This window comes from Staphylococcus sp. GDY8P131P (assembly GCF_017891975.1).
Classification (GTDB): domain Bacteria; phylum Bacillota; class Bacilli; order Staphylococcales; family Staphylococcaceae; genus Staphylococcus; species Staphylococcus nepalensis.
On the sequence record NZ_JAESKF010000020.1, the window covers coordinates 49,928 to 75,116 of the forward strand.

The following is a 25,189-nucleotide window of genomic DNA, read 5'->3' on the forward strand; positions in this document are numbered from 1 at the left end:
ATGTGTACCACCATTGATTAAATATTTAAAATCACTTACCAAATTTAATGCTATGAAAATCGATGTTGCTAAAGGTATTAGACAAGGTATATTAATGTTCCTTCCTCTAATGATTGGTTACTTAGTAGGGTATTTTTCAATAGGTCTGCTAATTTCAACTGGTACTTTAGCTCATATTTATGTGTTTGGCGGTACTGCTAAGTCCAAGCTTCGCACTGTCTTCTTAACATCTATTGTATTTGCAATTGCTATGATGCTCGGTACCTTAACAGTCAATCAACCTGTTATATTCGGAATATTGCTGTTAATCGTAGCAGTTGTGCCATACTATGTGTTTAGTTCCTTAAACATTCCGGGCCCATCGTCAACTTTCTTTATTGTAGCATTTAGTTTGCCAATTAATTTACCAGTTGCGCCTGAAGAAGCTGTAACTAGAGGTATAGCGGTATTTATTGGCGGTTTATTAGCAACACTTGTAGTTATCATCGTCATTTTACTATCAAAAGAATCTGCAGAAGTTAAATCCATAAAAAATGATTATAATATTATTAAACAATTGGTTTATAATTTTGATGATCCTAAAGCATTTGCAAAAGTATCACAATTTGCTGTTACTGCGTTTAGAAATACAGATAATCAACTGATTACTGCAAGCTCTGCCAAATCTCAAAAATCTCCAGAATTTCAACGTTTAATATTGCTCCATAATATTGCTCAGGGTATACATTCAGAATTATTAGAATTAAATGAGGAAAACGCACGCCCTTTACCTAAAGAAATTAGAGCGATGGCAGATTACGTGATCAACTTGGTATTTACACATGGTCAGACAAACAAAACATGGACACAACAAGTTGATATAGAAGAAACATACGAAAAACTCGTCGATAACATATTTAAGGTAGATGCTATCATGAATGCGGATGAAAAACGATTAGAACATGAAGTAGACATTCGTGTGCCTATTTATGGACACCGATTAGTTAATAATCTTACTATAGATTCTTTCGTATTTAGAAATACTTTGCGTTATAGCGTTATCATGGCCATTGCTATTTTTATAGCATTAATGTTTGATTTTGATAAGGCATACTGGATTCCGCTTAGTACACATACCGTGTTATTGGGGTCAACAACATTACACAGCTTTGAACGGGCAGGTTCCAGAGGGATTGGCACAATTATTGGAGTTCTAGCACTCTCTTTAATATTACTATCTATGCCACCCGTTCCAGTTGCTATTATACTCTTAGCTGTTGCTGCAGGTATTACAGAAATATTTGTTGGTGCTAATTATTCATTTGCTGTAATATTTATTACAATCCAAGTTATTTTATTAAATGGATTAGCATCTAATCATCTATCTATCTTAATTGCGTTACCACGTATTATTGATGTAATCGTAGGTATACTGATTGCTGTTGTATGTTTACTCGTCATAGGAAGAAAAACAGCTTCATCAATGTTACCTGGTACGCTTGCTAAAGTGGCACGTAATGAAGCAGTCCTCTTCCATTATTTATTCTCAAGTAATAAATATTCGTCAAGAGAACGTGATAAAAAAGAAATGCTACATTTAAGTGTTCAACTTAATAATATGAAACAGATTTACAGTAGTGCAAATGGTGAAGTATTTAGTAATAAAATGGTTATTCAATACTATTATCCTAGTATCTATGCATTGGAAGAAATAAGCTTTATGTTAACGAGAGCTTTAAGCAATGAACAACGTTACCATATTGATGATGAAACAATGGGACAATATTTATTAGTGTTTGAAAACATTGCTAAACATTTTGAAATTGGTTCAAACATTAATGTTGAAGCACTCACAACTTTACCACAATATATGTATATTAGAACTTCTCTAATGAGTATTCAAAGTAATTGTAAAAATGCTAGACAAGAAGTTAAATTATCTTACGCTTAATAGGATATAAAACGTTAGTCTATAATTATTTATAACCAATATCATATTTCAGGGTACAAATATTTATGATACAAATAAAAGTCACCTCCATATGTCATGGAGGTGACTTTTTGTGTTTAAATAACGACAACGCTATAGTGAAAGACATAATATAGATTCATATGATAAAAGTAATTAAATAAATTTAAAACAATCATATCACTCGGGCTAACTCGGTTGATTTATATAGGATAAGCATTGAAATAAAACGAGGTGAGTCTCACTGTAGTCTGAAATTTAATTAGAATCACTTTGTTCTCTCGCTTTTTGTTCTTCTTCTTGTTTTTTCTCTTGAATATCTTTTTGTGTTTGTTTTTGTTGCTCTTTTGATTGTTGTTGTTCTTCATGTAACTGTTTGTAACGTTGCTTTTGTCTATAACCATAAGTACTTTCAAGTATGAGTGCTTCGTTATTTAATCCTACACCAATTGCACCAGCTACGGTTGAAATAGATGCCGCAAACCAAGCAAGCTTTATATATATTATTAAATTTGCAGATGTTTTTAATTGTAACGTTTGTCCTAAATAACCCGATGGGAGCACGATTAACGCAGCGATTAAAAATAGTATGAATAGAATAGTATAATAAATCATTACAGAAACAGTTAAAGTCATAGTCGTAGTTAAATTGTATAACGTTGTGATTCTTTTATTATTACTTTCTTTTTTAGATTCCCATAAGCCATGAGCGACAATCATCCAAATCATCATTCCAAATATAGCGGCAAGCATCATCAATAGCAGCCGCCATCCAGCATACGCAAAACTTAAGTTCCACATAGTAGTGAAAATAATACCGAATGCGCCTGTGGTAAATGCAATTGCGACAACGCTACTTAGGCTTTTCAGCATATTGAATGGGTTGTTAGCAAATGTCATACCACTAACTAAACGAAACATACCTTTGGCTCGAGAAGAGACATAATACTGTGTATGTTGAGAAGTAGTATCTTTAAAATAAACAGTACGCGCTTGTAAATTCGATAAAGGAAATTGAGCATTCATAAGCTGCATGCCCCGATGATGTTCGCTATTTTTTTCTGGATTTTTAAATTCATCGATGGCTTGAAGCATAGCTAAAATAGAATTTTGAATACGTTTTTTGATAGGACGCCATCCATAAGCAGGTAAAGAAATTAAACTAGCGCCATTTTGTCTATTAATATCAATAGCAACCACCTTTTGTTGTTCAATGACAGGCAAATCAGTGAGCCCAATCGTATATTTCCAATTATTGTTATCTTGGTAGTCAGTGATTTTAGTAAAAATATCATGAACCGTTTCAGCAGAGCCTGTTAAAGGGTCGATGACTGTTTCAACTTTCCACTCAATTGAATTGTCGTATTGGTTGCTGAGTATATTCGGTAAATCTATTTCAAGATTACGTGCAATTTTTTCAGAGATACCTGGCGCGGCAACAATACCTATTTTAGCGACTGTCGTGCTCATTTAATCCCTCCTCGTGGTGTGATTGTTTCTTGCCTTCATAATAATCATCTTGAGCATAATCACTAGAGTTATTTTCATCTTCTTGTTCTAATGACTTAGCTCTATAATATTGTCTGAAGGAATAAGTTACTCTTTTAATTTTTTCAGCATTTTCAACAGTGGATCCCATAGCACCTGCCAATATACCTAGAGAAGTTATAAACCAGATTAAGTTAATATAATTGAGTACAGTAGGTTCTTTGCTATTTAATGACGTCCAGTTTGAAAACAATTCTGGTGGTACAAATAACAATGTACTTACAGTTAATAGAATATAGAGCGCTATAAAGTTGAAAAATGTAATGGTCGAAAGCGTCGCAAAAGTCGTTATATTATATATAAAGCGATAAAGTTTTTGCGTGTTCGGACTTGGTCGTTCCCATAATTTGTACGAGTATATCAACCAACCAACCATTCCAAAAATAGAAAGAAACATCAATAAAATAAAGCGCCAATAACTATAATCTAAGCTGATATCCCATGGTGTAGAAAAAATGGCTATATAAGTACCTGTAGCAAAAGAAACAGAAATAATTTTTTTAAAATCAAAAATGGCAGACCATGGTTCATTGGCATAAGTCATGCCACAAATTAAATGAAACCAACCTAGTATAGTTGATTTAGCAATAACGCGTGATTTATGATCTGATTTCTTCTCATTAGGAATGACTTCATTAAACTGAGTTAGCTTAAAATATTTGGAATTTAAATCAAGTTGATTTTTATCTGGAGTATGCAAGTACTCAATTATAAAAATTAAACATTCTCGTAATTTATTTTTTAATTTAAAAGCACCTAATGCTGGTAGTGATAATAAAGCTGTTTTATTATCAAAATCCACGTCACATAACGCACTTTTGTTTTTAGAAAAATTAGGTAAATCAGTGATACAAATAGTATAATCCCAATTTTTTTGCTTTTTAATATTAGCAGCGATATCTAAGGCTTTATCCATATGTTCAGCAGTACCAATCATGGATGCTATATGCATATCAAACTGCCACTCAACCTCTGAATCAACGTGATTTTTAAAATCCTTTGGGAGTTCAGAATATATTTTGTTGATGAGTTTATGTGGCATGTCAGGAGATGGTATTAACCCGATTGTGACCTTCATGTTAGTTTGACCTCCTTTTTTAACTATTACACTTCCTATAATTAATTCCCGATAAATCAAAGATAAATCATATTGATTTTACAATTCATTAAATTTAAATAGCATAGGCTTGATTAGTTTAAACAAAAGGTGGTAAAAGAAAACTAATAAATATAATCAGGAGGTTTTTAATTTATGCCTTGGACTATGGAAGATTACCCACAAAGTTGGAAAAACATGGAGCCCTTAGAACGGAAGAAAGCTATAGATATTGGTAATGCGATGTTAAAGGATGGCTATAAAGAAGAAAATACGATACCAATTGCGACCAAACAAGCAGAAAATTGGTATCAAACGGCTTCTAAAAAAGAATTAGAAGAGTTGAAAAATAAAAAAATTACAGTACATGAAAAAGATGAATCAAGCAATCCAAAATTAAATAATAAGGACGTACATGTGTATTATGAAGACGATGCTTGGAAAATAAAATCAGAAGATGCGAAACAAGCTTCTGATAGTTTTGATAAAAAAGAAGATGCTATGAAACGCGCACGCAATATCGCAGATAATAGAAAAACTGAAATCATTGAACACAAAAAGGATGAGTAATATCAAAAATGACTATGAGCGTGGGCGTTTGAAAGTCACTTAAAGTGTTCGTTCGCATACACGTGTATTTACAGTTGTCTACTGTTAATATGATATGCCCCCTAAGATAATAATTCCTTTATATCTTAGTCTCAATAGTCTAATATTATGGCTGATTTATATACTATTTTATTTTAAATGTATTTTAATTCAGCTATAATATTTATAAAGTGAGAGTTATGGAGGTACGATTTATGTACATTGAACGCAAGCCTACTCTAAATATGGATGATTTAAAAGCAGAATTTAAAGAGAGTTTGGCCTATATAAACAACTACGAAGAAGCATTTGAAATGGTTATCGATTTTGTATCTTTAGAACAATTGTACTCTTCTGCACTTAAAGAAATCAGTACTAAACTTGATATCTTAGATGATCATTTCAAACAAATGTATAAGCATAATCCAATTCATCATATGGAACGCCGAGTCAAAGAAATGAGAAGTTTGATTAAAAAATTAGACCGAAAAGGTTATCCAATTAATACTGAATCAGCTAAAGAGTACATTTTAGACATTGCGGGTATTAGAGTTGTTTGCAATTATATGGATGATATTTATGTAATCGAAGAACTATTGTTAAAACGAGCGGATGTGCAACTTATAAAGCGTAAAGATTATATAAAAACGCCGAAAGGTAACGGTTACAGAAGTTTGCATATTGTAGTCTCAATACCAGTATTTCTAGCTCACTCTGTAGAAAAGGTGCCAGTAGAAATTCAAATTAGAACAATTGGTATGGATATGTGGGCGAGTTTAGAGCACAAGATTCGTTATAAAAATCAAAAAAATACTGAAGATTATAGAGAAGTTCTAAAACAATGTGCAAATGAAATAACGACGGTTGAAAGTAAAATGCAAAATATCCATACTGAAGTTTTTGACAATTAAGTTACTGTCTGAACTAAGGCAAGATTTTTTAACCCAAACTTGTATTCGTTAACTTAAGTTATTTTGTACGATTAAGGTAATAGGTCATCCTGTTACTGTAATCAAATACATTAATGAGCGTGTAATGGTACACATTGAGCTCAATCAAATAATTAATATTAAAAAAAGTGGTATGTCTATTCAAATTAGGCATGCCGCTTTTTTTGTGAAATAAAGACGTGAATTTTAAAGTGCAAGCGTTTGCATTTTTGTTGCTTGTATATTAATATACTTGTATACAAGTATATCGAATTGATAATGAGGTGACGGCGCGGTGAAATATTTATATCCAGAACAATGGCTTGAAGGTGTATCTAAAGGTGAAATGATTGCTTCAGAAATACGTTTGAGGATTGTTGATGGGACAATTACGCCAGATACACTGCTGACTGAAAACCAAATCGCTAAAGAATTTAATGTCAGTCGTTCTCCAGTTAGAGACGCATTTAAGCTACTTAAACAAGATCAATTAATTAATTTAGAGCGTATGGGCGCAGATGTCTTGCCATTTAATGATAATGAAAAGAAAGAACTATATGATCTAAGAATTATGTTAGAATCTTTTGCATTTAATAAAATTAAAGCAAGTAATCACAAACAAATTGTTAAAGAGATGCGAAAACAGCTCGAGATGATGAAAGTTGCTGTGAAATTTGAGGATGCAGAAGCATTTACAGTGCATGATATGAAATTTCATGAAGTAACCATATTAGCTTCAAAGCATCAATACTTGAAAACGTTTTGGAATAACTTAAGGCCAGTGATGGAAGCGCTTATTTTATTATCAATGCGTGAACGTATGAATAAAAAACCTGAAGACTTTGAACGAATCCACCATAATCACGAAGTATTTATTGATGCGATTGCAGATAAAGATGCAACAAAACTTAGAAATGCATTTCATTTGAACTTTGATGACGTTGGGGAAGATATTGATAGTTTTTGGTTAAAATAAGAAGTGATAGTAGGAGGTAAAATCATGAAATATATGATTGGCGTTGATATAGGTACTACAAGTACTAAAGCTGTCCTTTATGATGAAAAAGGACAATTCATAATGAAACATAATATCGGTTATCCTTTACACACACCAAACGTAGAAGTTTCAGAAGAAAATCCTGATGAACTGTTCGATGCCGTGTTAATGACCATCAAATATGTAATGAGAGAAGCGAACATCGATAAAAAAGATTTGAAATTAATTTCATTTAGTGCGCAAATGCATAGTTTGATTGCAATGAACGCGAGTAATGAACGATTAACTGAAAATTTAACATGGGCTGATAACCGTGCGATTAAATACGCAGAAGAAATTAAAGAAAAACACGATGGCGATGCAATATATAGAAGAACAGGTACGCCGATTCATCCTATGTCTCCGTTATCTAAAATATTTTGGATGAAACATGAACAACAAGAAATATATAACCAAACAGCCATATTTGCTGATATCAAGACTTATATTTTTTATCAATTATTTGAAGAGTATGTGATTGATCAATCAATGGCTTCATCAACAGGTATGTTTAATCTTGAAGATTTAGATTGGGATAAAGCGGCTTTAAGATTATTAGGTATTAGTGCATCACAGTTACCTAAAGTTGTTCCAACGACACATATTTTAAAGGGAATGAAACGTCGTTATGCAACATTGATGGGCATAGATGAAGATACACCAATTGTTGTTGGTGCAAGCGATGGTGTACTTTCTAATTTAGGTGTCAACGCTTTTAAAAAAGGAGAAGTTGCTGTCACAATCGGTACTTCAGGCGCAATTAGAACTGTGATAGATCAACCACGCACAGATTACAAGGGAAGAATTTTCTGTTATGTATTAACCGAAAATCATTATGTAATTGGTGGTCCAGTCAATAACGGCGGTGTGGTATTACGTTGGCTACGAGATGAATTATTGGCAAGCGAGGTCGAAACGGCAAAACGTTTAGGTGTCGATCCATATGATGTACTTACTAAAATTGCGAACCGAGTTAAACCGGGTGCAGATGGATTAATATTCCACCCATATTTAGCAGGGGAACGTGCGCCGTTATGGAATGCAGACGCAAGAGGTTCATTTTTTGGCTTAACCTTAACGCACCAAAAAGAACATATGATTAGAGCAGCTTTAGAAGGTGTGCTTTATAACCTTTATACCGTTTATTTAGCTTTGATAGAAGTGATGAACGAAACACCTTCAACAATAAAAGCAACAGGCGGTTTTGCGAAAAGTGAAGTTTGGCGTCAAATGATGGCTGATATCTTTGACACTAATTTAATTGTTCCTGAAAGTTATGAAAGTTCATGTCTAGGCGCTTGCGTGCTTGGTATGAAAGCACTTGGTGAAATTGATGATTTTTCTATTATCGAAGAAATGGTTGGAACTACAAATGATCATAAACCTAATCAAGATAATGTGAAAATTTACCAGAAACTGATTTCAATATTTATCAATTTAAGCCGCTCTTTAGAAGACCGTTATGCTGAAATCGCTACGTTTCAGCGTGAACATATAACTAAAGACAAGGAACAAAAATAGAAAGAGATTAAATAAAAGACAGGCTATAAATAGAACTGAATCATCTAGTTGGGCTAGAGCTATTTATAGCTGTACTTTTAACCATAATAGAAAAATAAAAATTTTAAACACGAAAGTAAGCGTTATCAAAAAGAGAGTCGGTTTGATATTTTTACGATGATGTTTTCAGTGTTGAAAGGGAGAACGATTATGTTTGAAACAATTTGGCCATTAATTACTGTGGTTATAGGGATTGTCGTATTATTATCACTTATTATTTTCTTAAAATTGAATACATTTATTTCACTTATTATTACATCTATTGTCACTGCAATTTTACTTGGTATGCCTTTAGATAAAATTATTGAAACCATTGAAAACGGTATGGGTAGTACATTAGGTCATATTGCGTTGATTTTTGGTTTAGGGGCTATATTAGGTAAATTATTAGCTGACGGCGGAGGCGCTACAAGAATTGCTGACACACTTATTAAAAAATTTGGTCATAAACATGTACAATGGGCAATGCTTGTTGCAGCTTTCATTGTAGGTATAGCGCTTTTCTTTGAAGTTGGACTCGTATTATTAATTCCATTAGTATTTACGATAGCTAAACGTGCTAACGTTTCACAATTAAAACTTGGCTTACCAATGGTTGTGGCGTTATCTGTTACACATGGTTTCTTACCACCACATCCAGGTCCAGTGGTTATTGCAAAAGAGTTACAAGCTAACTTAGGACATGTATTACTTTATGGTATTATTATTGCGATTCCAGTTACAATTGTGGCTGGACCATTATTTAATAAAGTAGCACAAAAGATTACACCTTCTGCCTATAGCCGAGAAGGCGACATTTCAGCTTTAGGCGCACAAAAGGAATTTTCAGAATCTGAAATGCCAGGATTTGGAATTAGTTTATTAACTGCAATATCACCAGTTATTTTAATGTTACTAGCCACTATCGTTCAGTTAATAACTGGTAATGAAGAAGCAACGAATGGATTTGAATCATTCATTTACTTTATAGGTACAGCAGGCACAGCAATGTTAATTGCAGTATTATTTGCTATTATTACGATGGGTGTGAAACAAGGTAGAAAAAATTCAGAAATAATGGACTCAGTTTCTAATGCCATCTATCCAATAGGTATGATGATCCTAATTATTGGTGGTGGCGGTACTTTTAAACAAGTACTTATCGACGGCGGAGTTGGTGACACAATAGCTAAAATGTTTGAAGGTACTGAAATGTCACCAATTCTTTTAGCGTGGGTCGTTGCAGCTGTTTTAAGAATTGCCTTAGGTTCATCTACAGTAGCTGCGATTTCATCAACAGGTATTGTGTTACCACTACTACAAGCATCTGATGTTAACGTTGCATTGGTCGTATTAGCGATTGGCGCTGGTAGTGTTATTTTATCTCACGTGAATGACGCAGGTTTCTGGATGTTTAAAGAATATTTCGGTTTAACTGTGAAAGAGACATTTTTAACATGGTCATTACTTGAAACGGTGATTTCTGTTTCAGGACTCGTGTTTATTTTAATACTAAGTATTTTTGTATAATGTCATATTCAGTACAGCAGTATGAATGAATAGTTGTTTTTTAAGTCCTTAACAGTATGATATAGTTAAGGACTTTTTTTAAAAGAAATCATTAATATTGAGAAAAGAGGCGTAAATGATGACAAAATTTGATTTGAATAGTTTTTCTTTAAAAGGCAAGAACGCTATTGTAACGGGGGGCGCGCGTGGATTAGGCATGTATTATACCATTGCTTTAACAATGTATGGTGCAAATGTAACTATCGTCAGTTCATCGACACAATCTTGGGAATATTTAAAGCAAATGGTAAATGATCATGAAGGCAATATAGCATTTATACAACAAGATATCACGAAACAAGGCGCTGCTCAAAAAGTAGTTGATGAAGCGGTAACTACTTGGGGAAATATAGATATTCTTGTCAATAATGCTGGTGTGCAGATTAGAAATAATGTACTAGACTTTAAAGATGAAGATTGGCAAAAAGTAATTGATATCAATTTAAATGCATCTTATTACATGGCTCACGAAGTGGCTAAAGTGATGACGAAACAACAATCAGGAAAAATTATTAATATAGGCTCAATGCAATCCTACCGCGCAGGTAAAAATATTTTTCCATATGCAGCAAGCAAACATGGTGTTGTAGGTATCACGAAAGCTTATGCAGATGCGTTGGCAGAATATAACATTCAAGTTAATGCATTATCTCCAGGTTATATTCGAACAGATATGACAAGAGTATTAGAAGAAGACCCAGTGAGAGGTCCAGAAATTAAAAGTCATATTCCATCTGGCGAGTGGGGTGTGCCTGAAAATTTAATGGGGCCACTTATTTTCCTAGCAAGTGAAGCGTCAGATTATGTTACAGGTGTTTCCCTACCGGTTGATGGTGGATACTTACTTAGATAGTATATTAAAGGAAATAAAAACGTAGATTGCGTTATAGCATTTACTGCTATAGGTCAAACCTATCAATCAAATTAAGGGTTTGTTTCACAAAATACAGTCAACCAAAGGTATTAAAATAAATTAATATGCTTAAAACGCAGGTATATGAAATCAGTCAAAGTTTTTGTGATTTCTAGCCTGCTTTTTTTATATAACAATTGAAAAATAGGTTTGAAGTTTTGGTACATTTGTACCAAAAATATAGTTGTATATGGTATTTCAACATAATTTACAGATAAAATGATAAAATTAGATAATTATAGTGATTTTCAAATTGTAAATATACAGCTATGCTAAGCGTTTGTTTCAAAAAAGCATAATGTGACATCAATATATTACAGTTGAAATTTCACTTAACTTGTATATAGTAGACACAATAAGGGGGGAAATTATGAAAAGAATATTACTTATCGCAAGTGCTTTCATTGGCGTCATTGTAGGTGCTGGTTTTGCTTCCGGGCAAGAAGTACTTCAATATTTTACTAGTTTTGGTATTTTAGGTACTTTAGGTGCGATCATCACTACAGCATTATTCGCTTATGTGGGGATGATGTTAGTATGGTTAGGTAGCCGATTTAACACAGACTCACATAAAAATGTCATACATAATATCACAGGTGGAACATTATTTGGAAAAATACTAGGCTGGGTTATTGATTTAGTCATTATTTTCACTTTATTTGGCGTAGGCGTGGTAATGATTGCAGGTGCAGGCTCAAACTTAAACCAGCAATTTGGACTTCCATCAATCGTCGGTACAATTTTAATGACTATATTGATTATACTTGCAGGTATGTTGCGTGTAGAAGGTGTCGTTAAGGTTATCGGGAATATTACACCTTTTTTAATTTTGTTTATATTAATTATTTCGGTTTATAGTTTCTTAACCACAAACGTGCCATTTGCTGAACTGGATACAATTTCAGATGCTAAACCATCTACATTACCGAATTGGTTTGTAGCAGGTGTCAATTATGCTTCTTTTAATACAGCAGTAGGCGCATCTATGGCAATCGTTATGGGAGGAGCAGAAAAAAATAGCAAACTCGCAGCTGTTGGTGGACTACTAGGTGGTTTAACCTTAGGTGTCATGATTGTATTAAGTCACTTAGCTATTTTCACACAAATTAACATTGTAGGCGACATGGAAATGCCTATGTTAGGCATTGTGAACCATATATCTCCAATACTTGGTGTTATTATGGCAATCGTGATATTTGGCATGATTTTCAATACAGGTTTAGGTATGTTTTACGCATTCGCTACACGATTTACGATAGTAGACTCTATGCGTTTTAAAGTATTCTATACCATTACAGTGCTTGTAGGACTATGCTTAAGTTTTGTAGGCTTTACAGACCTTGTAGCTATTTTCTATCCTTTAATTGGTTATTTAGGTTTAGTTCTCATTTTCGTCCTATTTTATGCACCATTTAAATTGAAATTTGGAAAGAAAAATAAATAAAAAACCATATTGTTATAAACGTTTTAAATCATAATGGTCTATAAAGTGTAAAGAAAAACATTTTTGAAATTTTCTATTAATTTGATACTCTATTCCTTATTATTTAGATATAATACAATTATAAGGAATGGGGTGTTTTTTTATGAATGATGAAGCGCTAGAAATTTTGAAAATGCATGCTTTGCAATTATTAAGTATTCAATTAGAAGGTTATGATATGGATGACATGAAGGGGATTAGTAACCATATCAAGACACCATTTATAAATACAACAAGGAAGCAATTTAAAAACGAATTAAAACATTTTATCGTGCATATGCACAGCAATAAAATTTACCATTATAAAAATAGTTTCAATGTAAGTTTTTTAATTTTCAAATTTAAAAAATACAGACAAGTTTATATTATTGGGCCATATATGGAAAAAAGACCAAATGAACGGCAATGTAATGAAATGTTGCAAAGTATGAACATTAAAATTTCTAAACTATCGATACTGAAACAATATTTATTAAAAGTACCACTATGCCATCATGTTAAAGCACAAAAAATGTGTCGTTTAGCAATTCGCTTTTTAAAGAAGAGAAATATTGTTTATGAAACTGTAGATATTGATTTTAGTTTTCATACTAATGAAGCAATATTAGCAGAATCTAAAGCACAAATTGATTACACATTACAAGAAATAGAATATCGTTATCATTTAGAGAATCAGCTACTGACAGCGGTTGAAAATGGTAATGTCGAAGAAGCTTTGTCCATCTTAAATAATATGAATATATCTGTCGCTGGTTTGAGAAGAGTTAAAGACGATATTTCAAATGAGCAATATAAAGCATATTTAATTAATACGTTATGTCGTAAAGCAGGTGAAAAAGCAGGGGTTAGTTTGATTCATATTGATGAAATTTCAGCTAGATTCGCGACTATGATTGATCAAACAATGGATATTGAATTATTAGATGAATTAACGCATTCGATTGTTAAAGCATACGCTGAAAGAGCTATGAAGATAAAAGCAAACGCGTATAGTCCTAAAATAAGTAAAGTGATTCAATATATTGAAAGAAATTTAGATACACATTTAACGTTAGATGAGTTAGCAAATTATGTAGATTTAGCACCGAGTTATTTATCAAGGATTTTTAATCAAGAATGCCATCAGTCACTGTCTCAATTTATTACAACTTTAAGAGTTAAAAAAGGACGCGACTTAATAGCACGCACAAAAATGACTGTATCTGAAGTTTCAAATTATGTTGGTTTTAAAGAACAAAGTTACTTCACTCAATGTTTTAAAAAGCACTATGGTGTGACGCCATTGAAATATCGCATAGAGCATAAAGAATTCTACTAATAAATTTGAGTTAAAAAAACGTAAAAATTAATAATTACAAATAAAATTTGTAAATAAAATTAGAAAAATATCAAAAATATGATAATATCTTTAAAAAAACATTAAAATTAAACCACTTCACATTAAGATAGAGGTATATAATAGGTATCTCGCTCAGGTTAATATACAAAGTAACGTATCAATTTCGATTGGCGTTGTTACAGACTTTAACTATAGTTCAAAATGAAAAGAAATTAAAAAGATAACTACTTAATAATAACAACGTTGTTATTATTTCATTGACTGTTATTATTTTAAAAATATAATAAAAGTAAGCTCTCTATAAATAATGTGTTAAAGATGTAAACACGCGATAATAAAAATCGAATTAATTTATAGGGGTAAAAAAATTTATCTATAGTAGAAAGCGCTTTCAAAACTATGGATGATATAACGATTGAGGGCCACAATCATTAAAACTGACTATGAAATGACAAAGTTAAAGCTCATAACTTTGATTTCGATAGTGGAAAGAGGTAATCCTTATGGTTACAGCGAGATTAAAACCAGCAAATTCTAAGCTGAAAAAATTTAACGAAATCGAATCACCAAAATTAAAATTTAAAGAGAAATTATCTTATGGCTTTGGAGATTTAGGGAATGGACTAATGTTTGATATGGGGCAAATCTATTTGCTGCTCTTTTATACAGATATATTGGGAATTCCATCAGCCATAGGTGGACTGGTATTCTTAGTGGCTAAGTTCTTTGACGCTTTTGTAGATACGGGTGTAGGGACGCTTGTTGACAATCAAAAGAATTTTTCTAAACGTGGGAAGTTTAGACCGTTTATATTATATGGCAGTATTCCATTAGCAATATTAACGGTGCTGACCTTTATTTCTCCAGATATAAGTGAAACAGGTAAGATTATTTGGGCGTTTGGAACATATTTATTATTTAACGCTGCTTATTCTATCGTTAATATTCCTTATGGTTCATTATCTGCTTCAATGACAATCAATGCGGATGACCGTACACAATTATCAGTATTTCGTAATTTAGGTTCGCAAGGTGCAATGTTTATTTCAGGTATTATTATCATTCCTTTAGTGAGTCTTTTTCCTAATCATGCCATCGGATACCCAGTTGCAGTTGGAATTCTTGCGGTTGCGGGTGTGACGCTACATATGTTGTGTTATAAAGGTGTTAAAGAGCGTCATACAGTAGAGCGTCCTCAAATTAAAGGGCTAGGTCGTAAAGCGTTTTTTAATTTACTGAAAAATAGACCATTTATTATTTTAGCCATTTATACTTTATTAACGATTACAGCTTTATTCTTACAACAAGGTGCACAACTGTATTATTACAAAAACGTACTGGGATTCGATAACTTAATTGGTATTGTGAGTACATTGAATTTTATTGTATTAATACCAGCGTTGTTCCTTACAACGTTTTTAAGTAAACGAGTAGGTAAGAAGATGACAGCGATCATCGGTGTAAGTGGTTTTATCATCTTCCAAATATTAAATTTCTCACTATTTTCAGAACAAATCGTACCGTTTTTAATTATTAATACGATTGCACAATTGTTTTTAGTTATTCCAAATACGGTGACATGGGCATTTATTGCAGATGTTGTAGAATATGGACAATGGCAATCAGGGCTAAGATCTGAAGGTATTATTTATGCAAGTTATAGTTTTACAAGAAAAATTTCCCAAGGTTTAGCAGGTTTTATACCAGGGATGGCGTTAACAATTATTGGTTACGTCCCTAATGCGGCTCAGACACCAGATACAATATTTGGTTTGAAAGTTTTATTCTTTGTCGTACCCGCAACAATTTGTTTAATTGCAGTGATCTTATTCTTCTTTGCATATCCACTTACGGATCAGAAGCACAAACAAATTGTTAAAGAATTAGCGCTTAGAGAAGAAATATAGATAATTCACATTTTAATATTATGAGAGGAGCATCGATATGCTATATCCAGTAACGAATGAACACAGAAGCATTATTGATTTAAACGGTATTTGGCAGTTTAAGTTAGAAGGTAATCAGGACACGATAGACGTAACACGACCCTTAAATACTGATTTAGTGATGGCAGTACCGGGTTCGTATAATGACCAAGGCGTGACGACAAACATACGTAATCATGTTGGAAATGTTTGGTATGAAAGAACATTTACGATACCTAAAGTTTTATCAAATGAGCGCATTGTTTTACGGTTTGGTTCAGCAACTCATAAAGCAACTGTTTATATTGATGGCCAAGAAGTCACATCACATCAAGGTGGCTTCTTGCCCTTTGAAGTAGAATTAAATGACCAGTTTTATTCAGGACAGCATCGCTTAACAGTATGTGTAAATAATATATTAGACGAAACCACTTTACCCGTTGGTGACTATAGTGAAACGACAGATAAAGATGGCAATTTAATTAAAAAGAACAAACCTAATTTTGATTTCTTTAACTATGCTGGGCTTCATAGACCTGTTAAAATTTATACAACACCTAGAACGTTTATAGAAGATATTGAAATTATACCAGAGCTTAAAGGCGATATAGCAGAAGTAGGTTATACGGTTGTTACAAATGCCACAGTGGATGAAGTATTAGTTCGATTAATCGATGAAGAAGGTCATATTGTTGCTGAAACATCTGGTTTTAACGGTTCTATTAAAGTAGAGCAACCTCACTTATGGGAACCATTAAATGCTTACTTATATCATTTAGAAGTGACGCTATTAGATAATAATCAAATAATAGATAGTTATGCTGAGCGCTTTGGCATTCGTTCTGTAGAAGTAAAAAAAGGGCAGTTTTTAATTAATAATAGACCATTCTATTTTAAAGGCTTCGGAAAACACGAAGACACATATTACAACGGACGCGGCTTAAATGAAGTTGTAAATGTAATGGACTTTAATCTGATTAAGTGGATTGGTGGTAATTCATTCCGAACGTCTCATTATCCATATTCTGAAGAGATGATGCGGTTAGCAGATGAACAAGGTATTGTAGTAATAGACGAAACAACAGCTGTTGGTGTGCATCTTAACTTTAGCACGATATTGTCTGGTGTTACTTTAAGAAATACTTTTGAAGAAATTGGTACGAAAGAAGCGCATGAATCAGTGATTAAAGGGTTAATCGAACGTGATAAAAATCATGCTTGTGTAGTCATGTGGTCCATTGCTAATGAGCCTGCTTCTACCGAAGCGGGGGCAAAAGCATATTTTGAACCGTTAGTTCATTTAGCGCGTGCATGTGACCCGCAACACCGACCAGTCACAATAGTTACCATATTAACTTCGCAACCAGACACATGCCAAGTACAAGATTTAGTAGATGTACTATGTCTGAATAGATATTATGGATGGTATACACAAACAGGTGATTTGGTAGCAGCTAAAGAAGCCCTGAGAACAGAATTAGATGGATGGACTGAAAAACAACCAGATAAACCGATTATGTTTACGGAATATGGAGCGGATACGGTAGCGGGGATACATGCAATTAGTGATGAATTATTTACTGAAGAGTATCAAGTTCGATATTATGAAGCAAACCACGAAGTAATAGATGAATATCCGCAGTTTATTGGTGAACAAACATGGAATTTTGCAGATTTTGAAACATCTACGGATATTATCAGAGTTCAAGGAAATAAGAAAGGTATCTTCACACGTGAACGACGTCCTAAAGCAGTGGCGCATTACTTTAAAAAGCGTTGGGAAAATATACCTGATTTTGGTTATAAATCATAAGTTACCGCACTCAATAAAAATAAATATTATCATAATCACCCTAAATTTTGTTATTAGCCGTAAAATTTGAGGTGGTTTTTATTTAATGAAATTGTGAAATATATAATATAACTAAAATTAAGATGAAACAATCCCTTCAAAGTTTTCACTTATTGTGTGTACTCTGAAAGGATTATTATTTTTTGATAATTTTATTTTTTCATGATAACAGGTATAATGGGTTATAATTTTGCTTGCCATTTGTCTGTCCATACTAAGTCGTTATAGGCGCCTTTGAATTCGCTCTCGCCCATGATTTTATCAATAGTTTGTTTGATTGTTTCATGATTTGAATGGTATGCGTTAATATATGCCTTAACCATTGTTGCATCGTGTAGATGTGTAGTGAAATTAGTTGAAACAAACACAGTTGGCACTTCATGTACGTACCATGGAATTTCATTACTCATGGCAGTGCCCCACTTGATACGGTAGTTGTTTTCTGCTGCATAGCCAATAATATTTGCAAATACTAAAGCTGCATCTACGTTGTTGCGGTATGCTAGCGTTTTGCCTTTAATACGTGTGGAACCGTCATTTAATGTGACGTTGAACCCTCGAGATTCAAGTTCTTTAATAATATCGTCTGCTACGTTGTTAGCAGATTTGTAAATGCCGTCTTTTTCACCTTCAATGACATAAAGCATAATATTTTTATGCGTTTCAGGACGGATAGGTAATTGGTTTAAAGTATTTTTTACAAGCGTAATACCTAGATCTGCAGCTTCTGCACGCATTTCCAAATGTTCCGTACAACCGATGATATCCAACGCTTCTTTAGGTTGAATAATTGAACCATCTTTTTGTTTTTTATGAAGGCTCAACTGTGCTTTTAACCCTAGTACGCGTCGTACTGCGTCATTTAACCGTTCTTCAGTAATAACGCCTTTCTCATAGCCTTTAAGCATGAATTGATAATCTTCTTCTAAATCATTAAAAAATAAGAACATATCACAACCGGAAGCAATTGCTAATGGGACGTAATCTTCACGGCGCATGGAAGCGGTCATACCGAGCATGTGACTTGCATCGGTAACGACTAAACCATTAAATTTCATGTCGTCTTTTAATAAGTCAGTGATGAGCTCAGAAGAAAGCGTTGCAGGTAAGATATCTTTATCTTCAAGATTAGGGTTTAATTTTTTCGAATAGGCAGGTTGTGCGATATGACCAGCCATAATCATTTGTACACCACGATCGATATGATGTTGATAAACTTTACGGAAGCTATCATCCCATTCTTGTGTTGTTAATTCATTTACGCCAAGCACTAAGTGTTGATCACGTTCTTCTGTACCGTCACCTGGGAAGTGCTTAATACACGTGATCATGTTACGTTCAGCGTTAAAACCGTCTATAAATGCGCTTGAATATTTAATCACTGTTTCAGCATCTGTGCCATATGAACGCGTATTAACAATCGTATTACGCCAATTTTTTAGAATATCAACACAAGGATCGAAGTTAATGTGCACTCCTAATGCAGAAGATTCACGTGCCGATACTAGGCCAGCGTTATAGGCAACTTTTGTATCTTGTGCTGCTTCACATTGTGCAGCACTTGCTATGTAGGTACCGTCTTTACATGCCCCATTACCACCTGAATCACAGTTTGCTGCTACAAGTACGGGCACTTTTGTATGCTTTTGTAAGTCATTAAGTAAGTGTTGCACATCTTCTTTATTGCCACCTTCATAACGTGCGCCTCCAATATGGTAGCGTTTAAGCACATCTTCGTTAGTTAAGTCGGCGTCGTAGAATTTTTTTCCACCTTCTAATGAAAATAAATTAAAAAATAGCTGACCTATTTTTTCTTCATCTGTTAAATTGTTAAGTGTTTCTTCCACCCATGTTATCTGATCCGTATTTAAATAATATGGTGCTGCTGTTAAATCTACTTTAACCATAATTTATTCCTCTCCTTCAAAATTATTGAAAAATAAATCTTTTAATGCTTCTTGTATCTCTTGGTTGAACTTACTTTCTTTAAATAATTTTAGATATTTATTGTTGAAATCGAGCCAAGATTGGTTTTCATGGCCTGCAAGTATCGGATAAAAGTACATATTATGTGATTGAGCTGCTTCTAAATCGCCTTTAGCATCTCCTAACATAATGATGTCTTCTAAATTATAATGCTGCTTTAATTGTGCTAAACAGTATTCTTTTGTGCCTGCTTCTTGTGCAAACATACCGCTTAAATAGGGCGTAAGCTTGTAAGTTTCCCATTCATATTCTACTGCTGATAAATTTGCAGACGATACGATTGCGATATCAGCAAAAGTTGAAGCACTTTGCAACGATTCCTGTACATATTTAAACGGGCCTATGCTTGGTAATGTTTTGATTATAGCGTTGACGTTATGCGACCAAGAGAGTGCTTTTTTTAATCCGATTTGATTAGGATTCGCTTGTATCGCTTCTTCCAATGCAGGATTAGAGAAGGCATGTGTTGTTTGGACCCAATGCTTAATATCTTTGTATCCCTCAATGTTTATACCTTGTTCAACAAGTTCACTTAACATACGTTCTAATCCTCTAAAACGATTAATACCTCTAGTGATTTCATATAAATTTAAATCATTCCATCGTTTTAATAGTTCAGACTGGATATTTTCTAACCGCCATTCTGCAACAAGTGCAGGGCCGAATGCACGCTCGTGTTTTATTGTCATAGAATCAATAGCGCATCCGTCTGAATCAACACAAATTAGTTTTTTGAACTTAGGTTGGTAGTTCGGTAAAGAATCAATCATTTTAAATGTTCCTCTCAAATAAAATTACAATCATTATGATTATTTAATTAAAGATATAGACACGCACTTTCTTTATATTCATTGAATAATAGATAAGCTATGTATGTTACATACTCAAAGAAATGAATTAATAATGGTTTGCTTCAAGTGTGAAACGACAATTCGCTGTGAAGGTTAAAATATAATAAAGCGCTTTCTTTATACTGTTAAAGTTAGCACGCATATTTAAAAAAAACTAGCCATTTCCTCGGGAAATAGTGATTAAATTCACAAAGTTGCCAGTTTATGACATTTTTTTATAAAAAAAGTCATTTTATTTATAAAATACATCGAATATACCAAAAATAGTCGCCATATAGGTTGTAGGAAACAACATTTATTTAAGAAAATATTGTTTAACTATTCATTGTGAAAAAATACACAAATATATAGTACTATCAACACTTTTCAAGTTATTATGGCGAGCGAATGCGTATTGAAATAAATGAAGCAAAGTTATGTATACATACTATAGTAATTGACTAGAATTAGATAAAAAATATAATTAAATTGAGCGATGTAAATAAAACGAAGAGGAGCAGCAGCATGGAAAAGACACGTATTTTACAACAAATGAACGATAATTATCTGGTTGCAGTTGTCCGAGGGAATTCCAGTGAAGATGCAATATTAAAAAGCGAAAAAATAATTGAAGGTGGTATTCTGAATATAGAAATAACGTTTACAACACCTTATGCAGAATTGGCTATTAAAGCATTAACAAAGAAGTTTAACAAAGAAGTTGTTATTGGTGCAGGTACAGTATTAGACGCAGTAACAGCACGTATAGCCATTATGAATGGTGCGCGTTACGTTGTTAGCCCACATTTCGATGTACAAGTAGCTCATATATGTCATTTATACCAAATTCCTTATTTACCTGGGTGTAGTTCAGTAACAGAAATTACAAACGCACTTCAACATGGTGTTGAAGTCGTTAAATTGTTCCCTGGTAACCTACTAGGGGCTAAATTTATAAGAGATGTCCACGGTCCGTTACCACAAGCGAAAATGATGCCGTCCGGTGGTATTTCGTTAGAAAATATGGAACAGTGGTATAATAATGGCGCCTTTGCAATCGGTATTGGTAGTGCTTTAACCCGAAATGTTAAAGAAGGCGAAGAAGATATCATTGTGGCCCAAACACGTGAATTTGTACAGAAATTTCAATCAATACGACATAAGTAGCATGCGCGTCATCACATTCCAAATCATAGTACGAACGCTAAGCTATCACTTATTCAAAATAGAACGAGTAGTCTTATTTGATATGAGTAATACAAATATAAATCTAGTCTCTAGGTGATTTGCGACAGTCAGAATTATCATTAACGTGTGTTTTGTAAACAACCCAGTAGACAGTCATACAGATAGTAAATGTATATAAATTAAAAAATATTGATGTGCTGTCGGTTGTTAACATTATCGTTTCAATTGGAGATTGTTAAAGGGTGAACGAAACAAAAATGAGTTTACATATAGAGTAGAAAAAATTTTAGCGCTATTAGAAAACGTTTACATTAATTACTTTTCTAAGAAAAAAGATGATATATACCCATGATATGTTTGGTTTAGCAATTGAAATTTGTACGAGATCAGTAGATTTGAGGAAACGATTTATATAAGAATGAAAGGGTTTGGTATAGAAATGTGAATCCAATGAGATATGCATCTATGTTTTATAAACATAGTGTGACAGTTTATAACTAAAGTGTTTTTAATCGCATGACATGAACAATAATAGGCAACCACGATATTAAACGATTAGGGAGAGATAGGTTATGGTTTCTAAAACATCCGAGCAAGCACATTCAACTCAAAGTAGACTTGAAAACATAGCTACACCCAAACTGAAATTTAAAGAAAAACTATCATACGGTTTGGGAGATCTAGGGAACGGTATGATGTTCGATATGGGGCAAATTTATTTATTAAAATTTTTTACAGATATATTAGGGATATCTGCATTCTATGGAGGATTGGTTTTCCTAGTGTCTAAAATATTTGATGCTTTTGTAGATACAGGCGTAGGCACTTATATAGATTCTAGAACCAATATCGGCAAACGCGGTAAATTCAGGCCCTTTATACTTTATGGAACAGTGCCTCTAGCAATTTGTACAGTTTTATCATTTATTTCACCTCATTTAGATCAAACTGGAAAAGTCATTTGGGCATTTGCTACGTATATGTTATTTAACGCAGCGTATTCTTGCGTGAATATACCTTATGGTTCACTTTCAGCATCCATGACAGTTAATTCAGAAGATAGAACGCAACTATCTGTATATAGAAATTTAGGTTCACAAGCTGCATTGTTTGTTGCTGGCATTGTGGTAATTCCTTTAGTTAATCAATTTCCAAACCACGCGATTGGTTATCCTGTAGCAGTAGCAATACTGGCAGTAGTTGGCGTTATTTTGCATTTAATTTGTTATAAAAATGTTAAGGAAAGACACGTCATTCAAAGACCGAAACAAAAAGGATTAGGGAAAAAAGCTTTCTTGAGTGTTTTGAACAACGGTGCCTTTGCAATCTTGGCAATTTATACATTATTAACGATTATGGCGATGTTTTTGAAACAGTCATCTCAATTGTATTACTTCCAGTATGTGATGGACGCACCTAATTTAGTAGGATTAGTTAGTACTTTGAATTTTATTGTTTTAATACCAGCGTTATTTTTAACAACATTGTTAAGTAAAAGCGTTGGTAAAAAGATGACCGCTATTATAGGTATCGGTGGGTTTGTAATTTGTGAGTTTTTGAATTTTATATACTTTGGGGGTCATCTTACTACTTTCTTAATTGTAAACACAATCTCTTCATTCTTTCTCGTGATTCCTAACACAGTGACATGGGCTTTTATTGCCGATGTTGTAGAGTATGGACAATGGAAATCTGGCATTCGTTCTGAAGGGATTACATATTCAAGCTATAGTTTCACACGTAAGATTTCGCAAGCGTTAGCTGGGTTTATTCCAGGTGTTGCACTGACAATGATAGGATATCAACCGAATGTTGCCCAATCAGCGGAAACGTTAACTGGTCTTAAAATATTATTTTTTGGTGTGCCTGGCGTAGGATGTTTAATTGCATTACTTATATTCCTGTTTGGCTATCCATTAACAGATAAACGTCACAAACAAATTGTTAAAGAACTCGCTTTAAGAGAAGAAATTTAATGAAATGAAAGGAAATAAAAAGACTATGACATCATTTATCACTGAAACATTTATGTTGCACAATGAGACAGCAAAATCATTGTATCAAAATTATGCTAAAGATATGCCTATTTATGATTACCATTGTCATTTAGATCCTAAGCAAATTAGCGATAACAGACACTTCGATAATATTACAGAATTATGGTTAGGTGGAGACCATTATAAATGGAGAGCCATGAGAGCTCAAGGCATTAATGAATACTATATTACAGGCGATGCACACCCCAGAGAAAAGTTTAGAAAATGGGCACAAACGTTAGAAAATGCTGTAGCGAACCCATTATACCATTGGTCTCATTTAGAACTTGCAATGTATTTTAATGTACATGAAGTTTTAAACGAAGCAAATGCTGACCGTATTTATGATGAAGTGAACCAATATTTAAAAGAAAACCACGTGACGACACAAACATTAATTACACAGTCTAATGTACGATTAATTTGTACAACGGATAATCCTACAGATGATTTAGCGTACCATGATGAAATCAAAGCTCAAACAAAATTTAAGACAACAGTATTACCTGCCTTTAGACCAGATGTTGCTTTTAAAATAGGTGAAAAAGCATTTGTCACATTTATTGACACATTGAGCGCATTGACACAACCCATTCGTGATGTTTCAACATTTATAGATGCATTGGAGCAAAGGATAGTATATTTTCATAGTAAAGGCGGACGACTAGCAGATCATGGACTGAATACATTAGAATATCAACCTTACACTGAACAGGAAATTCAAGACATATTTAAAAAAAGTCAAGTAGGGGAAATTGTAACATCGTACGAAAATGCCCAATTCCAAACCTTTTTATTAAACGAATTAAGTAAATTTTACGCCGAAAGAGAATGGGTTATGCAGATACATTTTGGCGCAATACGAAATAATAATAGTCAAGGTTTTGAAGAAATAGGTCCAGACGCTGGATTTGATTCCATTCGTGATCAACAAAACTTAGCATTCAATTTAAATCATTTGCTCAATATGATGGCATCCGAAGGTCATTTACCTAAAACAATACTTTATAATTTGAACCCAATGTTTAATGACATTATAGGTTCAACAATTGCAAATTTCCAAAACGAACCAGGCATCCAAAGTAAGATACAACACGGTGCAGGATGGTGGTTTAATGATACAAAACGCGGCATGTTAAATCAGATGACTTCACTCGCCGATCAAGGGTTATTAATGCACTTTGTTGGCATGTTAACAGATTCAAGAAGCTTTATTTCATATTCGAGACATGATTATTTCCGTAGAATCTTATGTACATTTATAGGGAATTTAGTAGAAATTGGTGAAATTCCAAATGATCCAATGTTACTCAAAAAATTAATAGAAAATATTTGTTACAACAATGCATATTATTATTTTAAATTAATTTGAAAAGGAGCTGCT

18 protein-coding genes are annotated in these 25,189 nt (G+C 33.3%); 14 read left to right on the plus strand and 4 right to left on the minus strand.

From position 1 onward, the window contains the following. Positions 1–13 precede the first annotated feature (13 nt). On the plus strand, positions 14–1,930 hold the full coding sequence (locus KA894_RS12990) for an FUSC family protein (RefSeq protein WP_096808438.1): 1,917 nt from the start codon (positions 14–16) through the stop codon (positions 1,928–1,930). Positions 1,931–2,206: 276 nt separating this feature from the next. On the opposite strand, the gene KA894_RS12995 is transcribed toward KA894_RS12990, so the two are convergent. Together KA894_RS12995 and KA894_RS13000 are read right to left on the minus strand one after the other, a co-directional pair. Continuing rightward, a complete protein-coding gene (locus KA894_RS12995) occupies positions 2,207–3,418 on the minus strand; it encodes a 5,10-methylene-tetrahydrofolate dehydrogenase (protein WP_115341943.1) in 1,212 nt (403 codons plus the stop codon). Then, positions 3,399–4,574 carry a hypothetical protein gene (locus KA894_RS13000; protein ID WP_103372840.1) on the minus strand — a complete coding sequence of 392 codons (1,176 nt, stop codon included), beginning with the start codon at positions 4,572–4,574 and terminating at the stop codon, positions 3,399–3,401. The genes KA894_RS12995 and KA894_RS13000 overlap by 20 nt, the downstream gene beginning before the upstream one ends. Positions 4,575–4,748: 174 nt before the next feature. On the opposite strand from KA894_RS13000, the gene KA894_RS13005 reads away from it, so the two are divergent. From KA894_RS13005 to uidA, 10 genes are all read left to right on the plus strand, one after another. Beyond that, positions 4,749–5,162 (plus strand): DUF2188 domain-containing protein, encoded by a 414-nt coding sequence (locus KA894_RS13005; protein WP_096808441.1) that lies wholly within the window; start codon positions 4,749–4,751, stop codon positions 5,160–5,162. Positions 5,163–5,395: 233 nt separating this feature from the next. Continuing rightward, positions 5,396–6,091, plus strand: a complete 696-nt coding sequence (locus KA894_RS13010) for a GTP pyrophosphokinase (RefSeq protein ID WP_210133999.1) — start codon at positions 5,396–5,398, stop codon at positions 6,089–6,091. 313 nt (positions 6,092–6,404) lie between these two features. After that, positions 6,405–7,085 carry a GntR family transcriptional regulator gene (locus tag KA894_RS13015; protein WP_096808443.1) on the plus strand — a complete coding sequence of 227 codons (681 nt, stop codon included), beginning with the start codon at positions 6,405–6,407 and terminating at the stop codon, positions 7,083–7,085. Positions 7,086–7,109: 24 nt separating this feature from the next. Then, positions 7,110–8,666 (plus strand): gluconokinase, encoded by a 1,557-nt coding sequence (gene gntK / locus KA894_RS13020; protein WP_096808444.1) that lies wholly within the window; start codon positions 7,110–7,112, stop codon positions 8,664–8,666. Between the two features lie 189 nt (positions 8,667–8,855). Next, positions 8,856–10,214, plus strand: coding sequence for a gluconate:H+ symporter (locus KA894_RS13025; RefSeq protein ID WP_103372990.1), 1,359 nt, complete (start codon positions 8,856–8,858; stop codon positions 10,212–10,214). A 118-nt stretch (positions 10,215–10,332) separates the two neighbouring features. Continuing rightward, entirely contained in the window at positions 10,333–11,106 is a 774-nt protein-coding gene (locus KA894_RS13030) for an SDR family oxidoreductase (protein WP_115341945.1), read from the plus strand. Between the two features lie 430 nt (positions 11,107–11,536). Then, a complete protein-coding gene (locus KA894_RS13035; protein WP_096808447.1) occupies positions 11,537–12,610 on the plus strand; it encodes a YkvI family membrane protein in 1,074 nt (357 codons plus the stop codon). Positions 12,611–12,752: 142 nt separating this feature from the next. Continuing rightward, entirely contained in the window at positions 12,753–13,967 is a 1,215-nt protein-coding gene (locus KA894_RS13040; protein ID WP_103372987.1) for a helix-turn-helix domain-containing protein, read from the plus strand. Positions 13,968–14,491: 524 nt separating this feature from the next. Beyond that, positions 14,492–15,895, plus strand: coding sequence for an MFS transporter (locus tag KA894_RS13045; RefSeq protein ID WP_096808448.1), 1,404 nt, complete (start codon positions 14,492–14,494; stop codon positions 15,893–15,895). Between the two features lie 37 nt (positions 15,896–15,932). Beyond that, positions 15,933–17,726: a beta-glucuronidase gene (uidA, locus tag KA894_RS13050; protein ID WP_096808449.1), complete on the plus strand. Its 1,794-nt coding sequence runs from the start codon at positions 15,933–15,935 to the stop codon at positions 17,724–17,726. A 221-nt stretch (positions 17,727–17,947) separates the two neighbouring features. On the opposite strand, the gene KA894_RS13055 is transcribed toward uidA, so the two are convergent. Beyond that, the gene (locus KA894_RS13055; protein WP_096808450.1) at positions 17,948–19,672 is read right to left on the minus strand and encodes a glycoside hydrolase family 3 protein; all 1,725 of its coding nucleotides are present in this window, start codon (positions 19,670–19,672) and stop codon (positions 17,948–17,950) included. 3 nt (positions 19,673–19,675) lie between these two features. Then, positions 19,676–20,521: an HAD family hydrolase gene (locus KA894_RS13060; protein ID WP_115341947.1), complete on the minus strand. Its 846-nt coding sequence runs from the start codon at positions 20,519–20,521 to the stop codon at positions 19,676–19,678. A 585-nt stretch (positions 20,522–21,106) separates the two neighbouring features. Between KA894_RS13060 and KA894_RS13065 the strand changes: the two genes are divergently transcribed. The 3 genes from KA894_RS13065 to uxaC all read left to right on the plus strand — a co-directional run bounded on the left by KA894_RS13065 (position 21,107) and on the right by uxaC (position 25,177). Then, positions 21,107–21,748, plus strand: coding sequence for a bifunctional 2-keto-4-hydroxyglutarate aldolase/2-keto-3-deoxy-6-phosphogluconate aldolase (locus tag KA894_RS13065; RefSeq protein WP_096808452.1), 642 nt, complete (start codon positions 21,107–21,109; stop codon positions 21,746–21,748). A 593-nt stretch (positions 21,749–22,341) separates the two neighbouring features. After that, on the plus strand, positions 22,342–23,745 hold the full coding sequence (locus KA894_RS13070) for an MFS transporter (RefSeq protein WP_096808453.1): 1,404 nt from the start codon (positions 22,342–22,344) through the stop codon (positions 23,743–23,745). Positions 23,746–23,749: 4 nt separating this feature from the next. Further along, positions 23,750–25,177 (plus strand): glucuronate isomerase, encoded by a 1,428-nt coding sequence (uxaC, locus tag KA894_RS13075; protein ID WP_232164873.1) that lies wholly within the window; start codon positions 23,750–23,752, stop codon positions 25,175–25,177. Positions 25,178–25,189: the final 12 nt, after the last annotated feature.